The organism is Glacieibacterium frigidum, from assembly GCF_007097155.1.
Classification (GTDB): domain Bacteria; phylum Pseudomonadota; class Alphaproteobacteria; order Sphingomonadales; family Sphingomonadaceae; genus Glacieibacterium; species Glacieibacterium frigidum.
The window spans coordinates 191,423-206,017 of sequence record NZ_VJWA01000001.1; the positions used below are offsets into that span (position 1 = coordinate 191,423).

Genomic DNA, 14,595 nt, shown 5'->3' on the forward strand with positions numbered 1-14,595 from the left:
TACCTCAGGGAGAGACCCATGAAGACCATCCTGTTCACCGCCGCCCTGCTCGCGACGACGAGCGCCCTTGCGCAGGCCCCGGCCCCCGCCGCCGAGACCGGTCCGACACCGGGCGCAGGCGTGCCCGTCGCGGCCGCCGAGACCGAGACCGACGCCGGCGACATCGTCGTCACCGCGCAGAAGCGCCGCCAGTCGCTGCAGGACGTCGCGGCGGCGGTCAGCGCGCTGGGTGCCGACCGCTTGCAGGCGGCGCAGGTGAACAACCTCCAGGACCTCCAGACGCTCGTCCCCGCGGTCAATTTCGGCAGCGACTTCAACCAGGCGAAGATCTTCATCCGCGGCGTCGGCGCCAACACCTCGACGACGGGCAGCGCGACCGGCGTCGCACTCCACGTCGACGGCGCCTACGTCGCGCGGGCCGAGGCGCAGCTGACCTCGCTGTTCGACCTCGAGCGTGTCGAGGTTCTGCGCGGGCCGCAGGGCGCGCTGTACGGCCGCAACGCCGTCGGCGGATCGATCAATTTGATCACCGCCAAGCCGACCGACGAGTTCCAGGGCTATGCCCGGCTGACCTACGGCAATTACAACGCGCTGCAGGGCGAGGTTGCGGTCGGCGGACCGATCGCGCCGGGGATCAGCTTCCGCGTCGCCGCGAAGACCGAGGATCGCGACGGCTTCGGCGAGAACCCGGTCAACGGCAGCGACATCGACAATCTCAACCGCCGCATGATTCGCGGTCAGCTGCTGTTCGACCTCGGCACGCGCACCTCGCTGCTGCTCAGCGGCGAGTATTTCCGCCAGGACGATGCGTCGGGGGCGATCCACTTCCGCCGCGCCTCCTACCCCGGCGTCGCGCGCCTCGCCTCGCTCGGGGTCGGCGGGTACGCGACCGAGCCGCGCGACCTCGCGACCGAGTCCGATCCGGGTACCAAGACCGATTCCTACGCCTTCACCGGCACCTTCTCGACCGAACTGACCGACACGCTGAGCATCACCAACATCGCCAGCTATCGGCGCTTCAAGTCGGCGCTGTTCCAGGATCTCGACCTGTCGGCGGTGATCAACAGCCTCGCGACCACCGGCCAGGCGACGACGGTGCAGGAGCGGCGCATCGATTCGAAGCAGTTCAGCAACGAATTCCAGCTCAACTACAACTCCGACCTGATGAACGCCGTGCTCGGGCTCTATTATTTCAACGAGCGTCAGCGGCCGCGCGACACGGTGGGCCTGAGCAATCGCAACGGCCAGGCGAGCAACATCGGCGTGCTGCAGGCCGCCGGAGTCAACCTCGACACCGCGTACGAGCTGTGCGGCTATGGACCCGGCACGGTGACCGGCGGTTCGACGATCATCGCCCCTAAGCGGGTCTGCACCCGCTCCAACCTCGGCGACCGGACCTATGCGGTGTTCGGCCAGACCGAGATCAAGCTGGGGGCACTCAGCGACGCGCTGTCGGGCTTCACGATCAAGTTGGGCGGCCGCTATTCGAGCGAGCGCGTCACGTCGGAAAATCCGGCGATCATCATCACGCGCAACGGCCTGGGCCCGGTCGTCCAGTTCACCGCCGAAGGCACGCGCCGCGAGCGGACGTTCAAGGATTTCACCCCGACCGCCGGCCTCGAATGGCAGCCCAATCGCGACCTGCTGCTGTATTACACCTATTCGGAGGGCTTCAAGGCGGGGTCGCCCGAGAACGCCGCGGGCAGCACGACGATCGTCGATCCCGAGACGATCAAGAACCACGAGGTCGGCATCAAGGCGAGCGTCACGCCGTGGCTGACGATGAACCTCGCAGGCTACAGCTACAAGCTCGACGGGCTGCAGCTCAACAAGACGATCCCCGGCGGCCCGACGGGCTATCAGACGATCTTCCAGAACGCCGCGAAGACCAAGGCCAAGGGCTTCGAGCTCGAGGCCAATGCGCGCCCCGTCGACGGGCTGACGCTGACCGGCGCGGTGTCGTACACCGACTCGCAGTTCGTCGATTACCTGACGCTCGACCCGCTGAACCCGGCGAACGTCACCGGCGGCACGCCGTACAACGCCGTCACCAACCCCGATCCGACGGCGTTCGGCGCACCTGGCGGCGGTAACATCCAGCTGGCGGGCAATCCGACGCGCAACAGCCCGCGCTGGGCCTACAACGTCCATGCCGCGTACGAGATCGCGACGCCGGGGCTGGGCGGCTCGCTGACCCCGTCGATCGACGTGTCGTACAAGGGCAAGACCTATTTCAGCGAGTTCAAGCGCGATATCGAGGCGAGCGAGTCCTACACGATGGTCGATGCGTCGCTGACCTATGCGATGGAGGGCGACCGGGTGACCGTGCAGGCGTGGGTCAAGAACCTCGGCGACACCTTCCGCCCCGCCAGCACCTTTGCGCTTGCCACCGGGCGCCTGATCGGGGTGATCTACCTGCCGCCGCGCACCTTCGGCGCGACGCTGGGGTATCGTTTCTGATGGGAGCCGCATGACCGACGACGAGCGCCGCGCCGCCGAGGCCGACTGTGCGCGGCTGATCGCGGCCTATGCCAACAGGATCGACGCCGGCGACTGGGCGGCGGTCGCGGCACTCTATGCTGAGGACGGGGCGATGATCCGGCCGACCGCGCCCGACGTGCGGATCGAAGGCCGTGCGGCGATCCTCGCGGCGCTGCAGGGCCGCCCGCCGCGCGTCACCCGCCACGTCTGCGCGAATGTCGTGGTAGACGTGGAGAGTGCGACGGCGGCGCGCGGCGAGAGTGCGATGCTGCTGTTCACCGGCACCGGCCCGCCGCTCGTCGGCTCGTTCCACGACCGCTTCGTGGCGACGCCCGACGGCTGGCGCTTCGCCGAGCGCCGCGGGTCGATCGTCTTCGCGCCATGAGCGACGCGCCGCCCGTCAAGTCGGCGACGCGGACGCTCGACATCATCGAATACGTCGTGTCGCGCGGCCGGCCGCTGGTCGCGCAGGAGATTTCGGAGGCGCTCGGCATTCCGGTCTCCAGCCTGTCGTACCTGCTCGGCACGCTCGTCGAGCGCGAATATCTGTCGCGTACCGGGCGGCGCTATGCGAGCGGTCCCGGGCTCGCGCGGCTGCAGGCGCAGACCCCGGTGTTCAGCCTCGCGGAGACCGTCGCGCCACTGGTGCGGACGCTGCGCATCCAGCTGAACGAGACCGCGTCCTTCTTCGTCCGCCACGGCTGGGAGGTCGAGGCGCTCGCCACCGAGACCAGCGAGCAGGCGCTGCGCTATGCCGTGCGGACGGGGTCGCGCGCCGCGCTGCACGGCTTCTCGGCGGGCAAGGCGCTGCTGGCTGCGATGAGCGACCCCGAAGTCGACGCCTATCTCGCGGGCAGCGAGCGCGTCGCCTTCACCGGCTCGACCATCACCGGCGCGGACGGCCTGCGCGCCGAGATCGAGCAGGTCCGCCGCACAGGCCTCGCATACACCCGCGAGGAGCATACGCCGGGCATCATCGGCATGGGCCGCGCGGCGCGCATCGACGACGAGGTCGTGGGTGCGTTCAGCGTCGCGATCCCCGCGGTGCGCTTCGACGCGGCGGTCGAGCGCCGCGCCACCGACCTGCTGACGCGCGCCGCCGACCTGCTCGGGTCGGGCTGACGCGCGCCGCAGTGAGTTACGCCGGCTGGCGGGTGCGCCAGCTGTCGGCGTAGGCGTCGCGCGCGACCTCCGAGTAGGGTACCGGGCTGACCACCGCCTTGATCTCGGTCTGGACGTGGGGCTCGACGGTCGGTTTGCGGGTCCCGCCGTTCGGCTCGCCCCACAACAGCGTGACGACGGTGCCCGGCGTCGCATGCTCGGCGTCGAGCATGGCCAGCGTCAGCATCTTGCCCTCGTTGGCGCTGTAGCCGATCCACGTCGACACGCCGACGTGCTTGCCGTCGATCAGCACCGAATCGTAGGGGTGCATCGAATAGACCGCCGACGGGAACTCCATGTACTTGGCGCGGTCGCCTTTCTGCAGCGCCGAACTCTGGACGCGCAGCACGTCCTCGGTGTCGAGCGCCAGCGTCACCTTCTTGCGGTGCGGCTGGTCGGCCATCTTCTCCAGCGCCTCGCGGCCGATGAAGTCATGGTCGAACTTGACGAACAGCCCGTAGCCCAGGTCCCAGGGCGTCAGATAATAGCCCTCGACGCTGTCGGGGACGAAGCTGCCGCCGATCGACGCCTTGGCCTCGTACGAATTGGCGGTCAGCCATTCGCGATAGGGCTTGAGCGCCTCGCCGGTGTAGACCGCGGGCAGCGGCGACGGGATCCAGCCCGATTCGAGCGTGTTCGACGAATAGGTGCGCCCGCCGACGAGAGTCAGGCCATAGTCCTTGCCCGCCTCGATCAGCGCCTGGCGGACGGTCTCGCCGTCGGCGAAGGGCCCGAACAGCTCGTACCCCGGCTGTCCGGCCATGCCGTGGCGCAGCGCGCGGACCTTGACGCCGGCGATCGTCATCGTCGTCATGTGGAAGAACTTCAGGTCGGGCGGCGTCTGCCCAAGCGCCTTTTCCAGCGTCTTCATCGCGTTCGGCCCCTGCAGCTGGAAGCGGAACGACTTGCGGTTCTGCGGGTCGGGGCGGACGGCGGTGCGCTCGTCGCGCTCGACGGTGACGTTCCACTTGCCGGTCTGGGCGTGATACTCCACCCACTCGATCACCGGGGCGCGGCCGACGAGGTTGAAGCGGTTCTCCTCGAGGTAGAACAGGATGACGTCGCCGATGACATAGCCGTCGGGAGTGACGGGGACGAACTGCTTGGCGCGGTCGGGGACGAAGCCCTTGAAGCTGTTGACGCCGAGATAGTTGAGCATGGCGAAGGCGTCGGGGCCCGACACTTCCAGGTCGACCATGTGGTACGACTGGTTGAACAGCACGCAGGTCTGCACCCACGCCAGCTGCTCGCTCCGCCAGTTCGAATATTCGGCGGGCACGCCGGGATAGGCGTTGGGGCCGGTCTGCTGGTTGCGCAGCAGTTCGACGATGTCGCCACCGTCGCTCAGCATGGCTTCGAGGGTCTGGGTCATGGGTCGGCTCCTGGTTTTCAGTGAAGCGGGGGCAGCGACAGCCAGTCGGCGATCGCGTCGTTCAGCGCCGCCGGTGCTTCCACCGGCAGCATATGTCCAGCGCCCGGGACGATCGTCATGCGCGCGTTCGGTACGGCATCGCGGATCAGCACATGCTGCGCGGGCGGGCTCCATTCGTCGGCGTCGCCGACCGCGATCAGCGTCGGGCAGCGGATCGCCGGCAGCAGCGTCTCGAGGGCCGGGCGCGACAGCAGCGCGTCGATCTGCGCCGCGAAGGCGGCGACGCCGACCGCCTCGCACATCGCCCGCAGCGGTTCGATCATCGTCGGATCGGTGCGGTGCGCGGGCGCGAGCATCGGGGGCAGCCATTCGTCGACCAGTGCGCTCACGCCCTGCGTGCGGCCGATCTCGACGAGGCGACGGCGCTTGTCGGCCTCGCCGGGGCGAACGGGGTGAGTGCCAGTGCTGACCAGCGCAAGGCGGACGACGCGGTCGGGGGCAAGGCGCACGACCTCGAGCGCGACGCGTGCCCCCATCGAATGGCCGAGCAGCGAAAAACGCGGCGGCGCGGTGTCGAGGACATGGCGCGCCATCGCCCCGAAGTCCGTGCGCGTGCCGAAGCCGTCGATCGCCGTCGCCTCGCCGAAACGGACCAGCTGTGCCGCGAAGATCCGCGCATCGCACATCAGGCCGGGCAAGAGGAGCAGCGGTGGCGTCGACGCCGCAGTCATGGTTTCCCAGTTCGCGCTTGTGAAACATTCTGGTATCCGAATAAATGGGGAGACGCTAGAGGCGTTCGACGCGCCGGGGAGGAGACGCCGACGATGGATGCCAGCGCCATTCACCCCGACTGGGCGCGCCCGCGGCCGTCGGTGATGACCGACGGCTATTCGCTCGAAATCACCGCGAAGGATGTCGATGCGCTGATCGTCGCGGCGCCCGCCGTCCGGCCCGACACGCCGGTCGCGATCACCTTCCTGCCCGGCGAGACGATGGACGCGCGCATCGCCGCCGCGATCAAGGTCCGCGAGCTTGGCTTCGAGCCAATGCCGCATCTGTCGGCGCGGCGCTTCGCATCGCACGACGAGCTGGTCGCCATCGTCGAACGCTCGACAAGGGAGGCGGGCGTCAGGCGCATGTTCCTCGTCGCAGGCGACCCGCCGGTGCCCGTCGGGCCCTTCGCCGACACGATGTCGCTGCTCCGCACCGGCCTGTTCGAACGCCACGGCATCACCGCGATCGGCATCGCCGGTCACCCCGACGGCCACCCCGCGATGCAGGGCGACGCGCTTTGGATTGCCCTCGACGAGAAACGGCGGGAGATCGCCGCGCGCGGCATGGCGACGCTGATCGTCACCCAGTTCGGCTTCGACGCCGCGCCGCTGCTGGCGTGGCTCGGCGAGCTGCGGGCGCGCGGCATCGACGCGCCGGTGCGGATCGGCGTGCCGGGGCCGGCCGGGATCAAGACGCTGATCCGCTATGCCGCGCATTGCGGCGTCGGGGCATCGGCGGCGGTGATGGCGAAATACGGCGTGTCGCTGACCCGCCTGCTCGGCACCGCCGGGCCCGACCGGCTCGTCGACGCACTTGCAGCGGGGATCACGCCGGCGCACGGGGCGGTGCGGCTGCATTTCTATCCCTTCGGCGGGCTGGCGCGTACCGTCGAGTGGATCGTCGAACACGACCGCGCTGCGCACCGGGGGGCCGCCACATGACCGACGTCTGCACTCTGGCTCTGTCGTGCCCCGACCGGCCCGGGCTGGTCGCCACGGTCGCCGGTTTCCTTGCCAGCCGCGGCGGCAATATCCTCGACGCGCAGCAGTTCGACGACCGTCAGACCGGCCAGTTCTTCATGCGGCTGGTGTTCGAGCTAATCGACCCCGCGGTCACCGTCGACACGCTGCGCGCCGACTTCAAAAGCATCGGCGAGGCGCACGCGATGGCGTGGACGCTGCGCCCGTCGACCGAGCGCAAGCGCGTGCTGCTGCTCGTCTCCAAGTTCGATCACTGCCTCGGCGACCTGCTCTACCGCTGCCGCATCGGCGAGCTGGCGATGGACGTCGTGGGGATCGTCTCGAACCACCCGAAGGACGCGATGCAGATCTCGATGATCGGCGACATTCCCTATCATTTCCTGCCGGTGACCCGCGATACCAAGCCGGCGCAAGAAGCCGCGATCAAGGCCATTGTCACCGAGACCGGGGCCGATCTCGTCGTGCTGGCGCGCTACATGCAGATCCTGTCGGACGATCTCGCGACCTTCCTGTCCGGGCGCTGCATCAATATCCACCACAGCTTCCTGCCGGGTTTCAAGGGCGCCAAGCCCTATCACCAGGCGCACGACCGCGGGGTCAAGATGATCGGCGCGACCGCGCATTACGTCACCGCCGACCTCGATGAAGGACCGATCATCGCGCAGGATGTCGAACCGATCAGCCATGCCGACACGCCCGAGGATCTGGTGCGCAAGGGCCGCGACATCGAGCGCCGGGTGTTGTCGCGCGCCGTCGCCTATCACCTCGACGACCGCATCCTGCTAAACGGGACGCGAACCGTCGTCTTCCGCAACTGAACGACGGCCGGCATCGACTGGGGAGTTTGAATGGCAGGGTCAGTTTCGGTCGCGGGCGGCAATCCCGTCACGCTGGCGCTGGCCAAGGCGCCGATGAGCCGTCAGCAGGTCGGTGTGGTCGGCCTGTCGGTCGCGCTGAACGCGCTCGACGGGTTCGACGTGTTGGCGATCACCTTTGCCGCGCCCGGGATCACCAAGGACTGGGGCATCGGCCCGGCGCAGCTGGGTATCGCGCTGTCGTCGGGCCTTGCCGGCATGTCGCTCGGCTCGCTCGCGCTGGCGCCGTTGGGTGATCGCTTCGGCCGGCGCCCGCTGGTGCTGGTCAGCCTGATCCTGATGGCGGCGGGCATGCTGCTGACCGCGACGGCGACCGGATTGCTCAGCCTGTGCTTCTGGCGGGTTATTACCGGGATCGGCATCGGCGGGATGGTCGCGGCGATCAACGCCGTCGCGTCGGAATTCTCGAACGAGCGGCGGCGTGACCTGTCGGTCGCGCTGATGACGGTCGGCCTGCCGCTCGGCGGACTGATCGGCGGGTTCGCGACGGCCGAGCTTGCCGTCACCCACGGCTGGCAGGCGATCTTCGTCGCCGGCGGGGTGATCACCGCAGCCTTCATTCCGATCGTCTGGTTCGGCCTGCCCGAATCGCTCGAATATCTGGTGCGGCAGGGCACGCCCGCTGCACGCCAGCGGATCGACGATATTCTCGCGCGCATGGGCCACCCGCCGCTTGCAGCAGACGTCGTGCTGGCCGCGGCGCCGGTATCGCGCGGCAGCTTCGCGGAGCTGTTCGGCCCGCGCTTCCGTACCGTCACGCTGCTGCTTGTGGCCGCCTATTTCCTCCACATGACGACCTTCTATTTCTTCTCGGGCTGGCTGCCGAAGCTGCTGACCGACCTCGGCTACACCACCCCCGACGCGATCCGGACGTCGGCGATGATGAGCCTGGGCGGGGTCGTCGGCGGCGCGGCGCTGGGTTGGGCGGCACCGCGCCTGGGGCTGACGCGCCTCGTCGTCGTCGCGATGATCGGGACGACGGTGACCTTCGTCGTCTTCGGCCAGGTCGCGGGCCTGCCGGCGCTGCAGGCGGTCGCCTTTCTCGCTGGCGTCTGCGTGTTCGGCGGCATCGTCGGCCTGTACGCGCTGCTCGCGCGGTCCTTCCCGACCGAGCTTCGCGTCACCGGCACGGGTCTGGCGATCGGCATCGGCCGCGGCGGGGCGGTGCTCGGGCCGGTGATCGGCGGCTTCCTGATCGCGGCCGGGACCAGCATCGCGCTGGCGATCGCGATCGTTGGCGCCGGGGCACTCGTCGCGGCCGTGCTGCTTATGGCGCTGCGACGGGTGCAGGCGGTACCGGGCTAGGCGTCAGGTGCCCGGCTGCACGTAGGGCGCGTCGGCGAACAACCGGCGCTGCCATCCGCGCGGGTCGTCGGCGACGCGGGGCTCGACATCAATGATCAGCGTCGCGCGTCGGGGGAGTTCGTATTGCGGCCAGTCCAGCGCCCCGGAAAGGTTCGGATCGCCCGACGCCGCGAAGGCGATGAACCGGTCCTGCAGCGCGCGCGAAACCGCACGCACGTCGGCGTCGTTGCCCGTGCCTGCATCGGGGGCGTCGAGCGTGCCGAACAGCAGGGGCACGTCGATGCAGTGGAAGGCGCCGCGGCGGGGATCGGCGCGCGATGTGAAGTCGGTCTGATACAGCCACACCGGCGCGCCGGCACGGGCGCGGGCCTCGGCGACTTCCAGCTGCCCGCGCCAGCTGCGGCCCGCGGTGGTCGCGAGGAAATACACGTCGGCGGCGGTCGCGGCGGGAAGGCGACGGCGGTATTCGGCGACGATGTGTTCGGGCGCGACATCGACCGGCAGCTCGGCGGCGATGCGATTTGCGACATTGGTCCAGTCCATTGTCCGGACAAATTCGCCGTCGGGGTCGCCGAAGCCGCGCATCTCGTCGCGCGCATTGCCCGTCAGCATCGGGATGCCGAGCGACTGCGGCGGCGCGTCGGGCCAGAACGGGTGGCGCGGCAGCACGCGCATGTCGAGCACCGGGCCCATGTAGACCGGCCCGCCGAGGACCGGGTCCTCGGTATCCAACGCCTCGATCAGCCGCTCGACCGGCAGCGCGGCGGCGCCCGCGGCATCGGTCTTCAGCCGCGCCAGAAAGGCCTGCGCCCGCCGCGTCGCGTTGAGCGGGCCCGACGCCGTCACCTGCTGGCCGCTCATCGTCGCGGCGCGGTGGATCAGCCCGTGCGCCGCCGGCATGGCGAGTAGGGTCGTGACCTTGCCGCCGCCGCCCGAATCGCCGAACGCCGTGACCCGCGCCGGATCGCCGCCGAACGCCGAAATGTTATCGCGCACCCATTGCAGCGCGAGCACCAGGTCGAGCTGCCCCGCATTGCCGCTGTCGGGATAATCGGGCGACAGGCGCGCGAGATACAGATAGCCGAGCGCGTTCAGCCGGTGGTTGAGCGTCACCACCACGACGCCGCGCGCCGCCAGATGCCGCCCGTCGCTGACCGGGTCGCCGCCGCTGCCGAAGGCGTATGCTCCGCCGTGGATATAGACCATGACCGGCAGTCGCGCGCCGGCGCGGGCATCCGGGGTCCAGACGTTGAGGACGAGGCAATCCTCCGACTGCGGGCGGCGCTTGCCACGCTGCGGACAGACCGGGCCATACTCCAGCGCGCGCACGGGCTCGCGGGCGACCGGCTCGGCCACCGGCGCCCTAAAGCGTGCGGCGCGGCCGTAGCGGATGCCCAAAAAGCGGGTCACGCCATCGACTGTCGCGCCGATGAACCGGCCGGCCGGGCACGCGACCTGCGGCTCGGCGCTCATGCGTGGGCGATGGCGCGCGATGCGGCGACGGCCTCGGCCAGCAGGATATTGACCAGCCGCAGCCGGATCGTGCTGCGCGACCAGACGATGCCGATCCGCCTACCAATCTCCGCCGTCGGCAGCGGCAGGCGCGCGACGTTCAGCCCCTCGGGCCAGGGCGGCGACCAGTCGGGGACGATCGAGACGCCCAGGCCGCGGTCGACCATCACCGCGATGGCGTTGAGCGCATTGAGTTCGAAGCGCTCGTGCGGGCGGATCCCCCACTTGCGCAGATATTCGTCGGCGTGGCGCCCGCCCCACTGGTTGCGGTCGTAGCGGATCAGCGGCTCGTTGGTCAGCAGGTCGTGCGGGTCGCGGTGCGCCTGCGCGGCCGGAGCCAGCACGATCAGCGGCTCCTCGCGCAGCACGCGCCACTCGCTGGTCTTGGGCAGCGGATAGGGCGCCTCGAGCACGAAGGCGGCATCGAGGTTGCCGGCCTCGACCTGCGCATACAGCTGCGCCGAATTGCCCGACTCGATATGGACGGTGATGTCCGGGAAGCGCGCGCTGACCCGCGCCAGGATCTCGGGCAGCATCCCCATCAGCGGCGTCGTACACGCCCCCAGATGGAGTTCGCCGCTCAGCGCGTCGTCGTTCGCGATACTCTTCAGGTCGGCGGCGTCGCGAAGCAGCTGGCGCGCATGGGCAAGGATCCGCCCGCCCTGCTCGGTCATCCGCACCGTCCGCCCGACCCGGACGATCAGCGGCGCGCCGATTTCGCGTTCCAGCGCCTGAAGCTGCTGCGCGATCGCCGACGGGCTGAGGTTCAGCAGGCGCGCGGCGGCCGCCATCGACCCCTGATCGACGACCGCGACGAACGTCCTCAGGAAATGGATGTCTATGCGAGCCGCTCCGGTTCGGGGGGAGTTGCGTGCCCCTTGCGTCCGCCGCCGGTAAAGACGGTCAGGCCGTACAGCTGCTCGCGGCTCGGCGCGGGGAAGAGCAGGCTGGCGAGATAGCCGATGAAAATCGACATGCCGATCGCGATCGCCAGGTAGAAATAGGGGTGCACCAGGCCGAAGATCCACACGATCAGCGTGACGATCGACGCGCCGACGATGCCGATCGCCGTGCCCTGCCAGTTGGCGCGCGTCGTGAACATGCCGAGGGTGTAGGCGCCCGCGCAACTGCCGCCCAGCAGGCCGAACAGCTCGATCGTCAGGTCGAGCAGCGACCGGATCTCGAGGCGCGACAGGACGATCGCGATGCCGACGCCGATCAGCCCGATCAGCACCGTCATCCATTCGGCGAAGCGCACCGCCTGCTTCTGCGACGGCGGCGACTTCCTGAGCTTCTCGTAGAAGTCGACCGAGAGCAGCGTCGCGACCGAGTTGATCGTACCGCTCAGCGTCCCCATCGCGGCCGCGAACAGCCCGGCGATGATGATGCCGGTCACGCCGTGCGGCAGCTCAGTGCCGATGAAGCTGGGGAAAACCGCATCGATCGGCAGCAACGGGTCGAGCCGCGTCGGCCGCGCGCGGTAATAGGCGAACAGCACCGTTCCGATGATGTAGAACAGGATGCCCGCGGGCAGCAGGATCGCGGCGAAGAACCATACCGACCGGCTCGCCTGCTTTTCCGACGTGGTCGACAGCACGCGCTGCATCAGCACCTGATCCTTGGGGAAGGTCAGGATGGTGTCGAAGGTGTAGAGGATCAGCAGGCCCCACAGCGTCGGCGTCGTGAAATCGAAGCTGACGTTGACCAGCTTGGTCTTGTCGAACTCCGCGGCAGTATCGACGATCTGGGTGAAGCCGATGGTGTGGACGATGAAGGCGATCGCGAAGATCGCCCCCGACATCAGGACGATGACCTGGAAGACGTCGGTCCAGATCACCGCCTTCATCCCGCCCAGCGCCGTGTAGACGATCGTGCACACGCCGATGACCAGGATGCACAGGACGACGTTGGTGCCGGTGATCGTGCCGATCGCCAGCGCGGGCAGCAGCAGCACGATGCCCATCCGCCCGCCGACGTGCATCAGGATGGCGAGGCCCGACGACAGCATCCGGATCGCCGGGTGGAAGCGTGTCTCCAGATAACCGAACACCGACACCAGGTTGAGGCGGCGGAACAGCGGAATGACCCAGAAGGCGACCGCCATCAGCGCGAAGACCGTGACGATCTTCGACATCAGATACTGCCAGTCGGTGTCGAACGCCTTGGCCGGCACCGCGAGGTAGGAGATCGAGCTGGTGTTGGTGGCGAACATGCTGATGCCCGCCGCCCAGAAGGGGATGGTGCGCGAGCCGAGGAAGAACTCGCTGGTCGATCCCATCCGGGACCGCAGCCAGAAGTAGAAGCCGATCCCCAGCATCGCGGCGAGGTAGGTGACGATGATCGACCAATCGAGCCAGCCGAGCGGGCGGCGCTGCAGCTCCAGCTCGGCGGCGGATGCCGAGCCGTCGGCGCGGACCGCGACGATGCCGTTGCGATAGGGCGCGACCGCGCCGCCCTGCGCGAGCCGGTAGCCGAGCGGTGCCCAGGCGTCGGTGATCGTGCTGTAGCTGTACCAGCCCGCCTCCGCCCCGCCCCCGGCGAGATAGAGCAGATAGGCCTGACCGATCGCGCGCGCCGATCCGGCGACGACCGGCGCGGGGGCGGCGGTGCGCGCGACCCAGCCTTCCTTCGCGGTCCAGCGCAGCTGGCGGTCGCCATCCGGGGCCCGGACCGTCAGGAACAGCGCGGTGCCGCGCGCGGCGAGCGCGACAGGGGTGCCGTCGCCGGGCCAGGCGGCGAGCTCGGTCCAGGCGCCGCCCGCGGTCGGTGCGCTCAGCAGCCGGGGCGAGCCGTCCGGGGTCACTCCGGCGACGACCAGCGCGTCGGGGAGCAGGGCGGCCTGCGCACTCGTCAGGGCGGCGGGCAGGGCAGGCAAAGGGCTCAGTCGCAGCGCCGCGCCGTCGATAGCGATCATGGCGGCGCTGTCGACGCTGCCCGCGCTGCCGAACAGCAGCGCGGCGCGCTGGCCGTCGGTGGCACCGCCGATCGCAGCTTCCGCGCCCGGCGCAACCAGCCGGTCCCAGCGCGCATCGTCGCGCAGTACCGCCGCCATGCCGCCGCGCACCACGACGGGCTGCGCCTCGACCGCGACGACGATCGGCGTCCCTGCGCCGGGGAGCGCCGGCATCGCGGGCAGGGCGCGGGACCGGACGACGGTGACGCCGCCGTCCTCTGCCATCACCGGCACGGCGATACAGGCCAGCAAGGCCAGCCAGCACGCCGCCAGCCACCGCGGCGCGACACGCATCATAGTGCCTTCCCCCCGGCCAGCAGCGTGCGCGCCTGTTCGATCGCCGGCCGGTCGATCATCTCGCCGTCGAGTGTGAAGGCGCCACGCCCCGTCGCCGCGGCGCTGTCCCCTGCGGCGATGATCCGCCGGGCCCGGTCGAGCGTCGCGGCATCGTTGCCGAACACGGCGTTGGCCAGCGCGACCTGCGACGGGTGGACACAGCTTTTGCCGACATAGCCCATGCTGCGCGCCAGCTCGGCCTCGGCGCGGAAACCGTCGGCGTCGTCGATGTTGGGCCACGCGCCGTCGATGGCGACGCAACCCCCTTCGCCCGCCGCCATGCGGATCGTCCACAGCGCGGCATGGACGTGCGCGACGTTGCGCCGGTCGATCCCCAACGTTGCGAACAGGTCGTTGAGGCCGACCTGCAGCCCGGCCACCGCCGGGTGCGCCGCGATCTCGGCGGCGCGGGCCAGCGCGCGGGGGGTTTCGAGGGTGGGCAGCAGCCGCGTGTCCCCGACCGCCTCGGCCGCGGCTTGGATGACCGCCGCGTCCTCGCACTTCGGCAGGTTGATCAGATCGACGCGCGCACCGCGTAGGGCGGCCACATCCTCGGCAAAATCCGGCGTATCGAGGCCGTTAACGCGGACGATGATCGTCTTGGCGCTGCCGCGCACGGCGTCGGACGCCAGCAGCTCGGCGAGCCGCGCACGCGCCGCTGCCTTGGCGCCGGCTGGGACGGAATCTTCGAGGTCGAACGACAGCGCATCGGCGTCGCCGGCCAGAGCCTTCGTGAAAAACTCGGGACGCGCGGCGGGGACGAACAACTTGCTGCGCACCGGCCTGTCCCCCATTCGAGCGTCCGCGTCTTCCGGCGAACCGCAGGAAAACTATCGTGTAGCCGGG

At 69.6% G+C, this 14,595-nt stretch carries 12 protein-coding genes; 6 read left to right on the plus strand and 6 right to left on the minus strand.

What is annotated here, in order from left to right:
- Window positions 1-18: 18 nt before the first annotated feature.
- From FMM06_RS00930 to FMM06_RS00940, 3 genes are read left to right on the plus strand one after another with little or no spacing between them, the layout of a single operon-like run.
- On the plus strand, window positions 19-2,460 hold the full coding sequence (locus FMM06_RS00930; RefSeq protein WP_143554349.1) for a TonB-dependent receptor: 2,442 nt from the start codon (window positions 19-21) through the stop codon (window positions 2,458-2,460).
- 10 nt (window positions 2,461-2,470) lie between these two features.
- Window positions 2,471-2,866 (plus strand): nuclear transport factor 2 family protein, encoded by a 396-nt coding sequence (locus FMM06_RS00935; RefSeq protein ID WP_143554350.1) that lies wholly within the window; start codon window positions 2,471-2,473, stop codon window positions 2,864-2,866.
- Window positions 2,863-3,603, plus strand: a complete 741-nt coding sequence (locus FMM06_RS00940) for an IclR family transcriptional regulator (protein ID WP_143554351.1) — start codon at window positions 2,863-2,865, stop codon at window positions 3,601-3,603. The genes FMM06_RS00935 and FMM06_RS00940 overlap by 4 nt, the downstream gene beginning before the upstream one ends.
- 16 nt (window positions 3,604-3,619) lie before the next feature.
- On the opposite strand, the gene desA is transcribed toward FMM06_RS00940, so the two are convergent.
- Both desA and FMM06_RS00950 read right to left on the minus strand, forming a co-directional pair.
- A complete protein-coding gene (desA, locus tag FMM06_RS00945; protein WP_143554352.1) occupies window positions 3,620-5,014 on the minus strand; it encodes a syringate O-demethylase in 1,395 nt (464 codons plus the stop codon).
- Window positions 5,015-5,031: 17 nt separating this feature from the next.
- Window positions 5,032-5,745, minus strand: coding sequence for an alpha/beta fold hydrolase (locus FMM06_RS00950; RefSeq protein WP_143554353.1), 714 nt, complete (start codon window positions 5,743-5,745; stop codon window positions 5,032-5,034).
- 93 nt (window positions 5,746-5,838) lie between these two features.
- Between FMM06_RS00950 and FMM06_RS00955 the strand changes: the two genes are divergently transcribed.
- The 3 genes from FMM06_RS00955 to FMM06_RS00965 are packed head-to-tail and all read left to right on the plus strand — an operon-like array spanning window position 5,839 to window position 8,948.
- A complete protein-coding gene (locus tag FMM06_RS00955) occupies window positions 5,839-6,729 on the plus strand; it encodes a methylenetetrahydrofolate reductase (RefSeq protein WP_143554354.1) in 891 nt (296 codons plus the stop codon).
- Window positions 6,726-7,586, plus strand: coding sequence for a formyltetrahydrofolate deformylase (purU, locus tag FMM06_RS00960; RefSeq protein ID WP_143554355.1), 861 nt, complete (start codon window positions 6,726-6,728; stop codon window positions 7,584-7,586). The genes FMM06_RS00955 and purU overlap by 4 nt, the downstream gene beginning before the upstream one ends.
- A gap of 30 nt (window positions 7,587-7,616) precedes the next feature.
- Entirely contained in the window at window positions 7,617-8,948 is a 1,332-nt protein-coding gene (locus tag FMM06_RS00965; RefSeq protein WP_143554356.1) for an MFS transporter, read from the plus strand.
- Between the two features lie 3 nt (window positions 8,949-8,951).
- Here FMM06_RS00965 and FMM06_RS00970 read toward each other — a convergent pair whose 3' ends face one another.
- Genes FMM06_RS00970 through FMM06_RS00985 form a run of 4 tightly spaced genes read right to left on the minus strand, consistent with a single transcriptional unit; the run spans window position 8,952 to window position 14,528 of the window.
- The gene (locus tag FMM06_RS00970) at window positions 8,952-10,421 is read right to left on the minus strand and encodes a carboxylesterase/lipase family protein (RefSeq protein WP_143554357.1); all 1,470 of its coding nucleotides are present in this window, start codon (window positions 10,419-10,421) and stop codon (window positions 8,952-8,954) included.
- Entirely contained in the window at window positions 10,418-11,302 is an 885-nt protein-coding gene (locus tag FMM06_RS00975; RefSeq protein ID WP_144237017.1) for a LysR family transcriptional regulator, read from the minus strand. Before FMM06_RS00975 ends, FMM06_RS00970 begins: the two co-directional genes overlap by 4 nt.
- Window positions 11,299-13,710 (minus strand): sodium:solute symporter family transporter, encoded by a 2,412-nt coding sequence (locus FMM06_RS00980; RefSeq protein WP_143554358.1) that lies wholly within the window; start codon window positions 13,708-13,710, stop codon window positions 11,299-11,301. The genes FMM06_RS00975 and FMM06_RS00980 overlap by 4 nt, the downstream gene beginning before the upstream one ends.
- Entirely contained in the window at window positions 13,707-14,528 is an 822-nt protein-coding gene (locus tag FMM06_RS00985; RefSeq protein WP_143554359.1) for an HpcH/HpaI aldolase/citrate lyase family protein, read from the minus strand. Before FMM06_RS00985 ends, FMM06_RS00980 begins: the two co-directional genes overlap by 4 nt.
- Window positions 14,529-14,595: the final 67 nt, after the last annotated feature.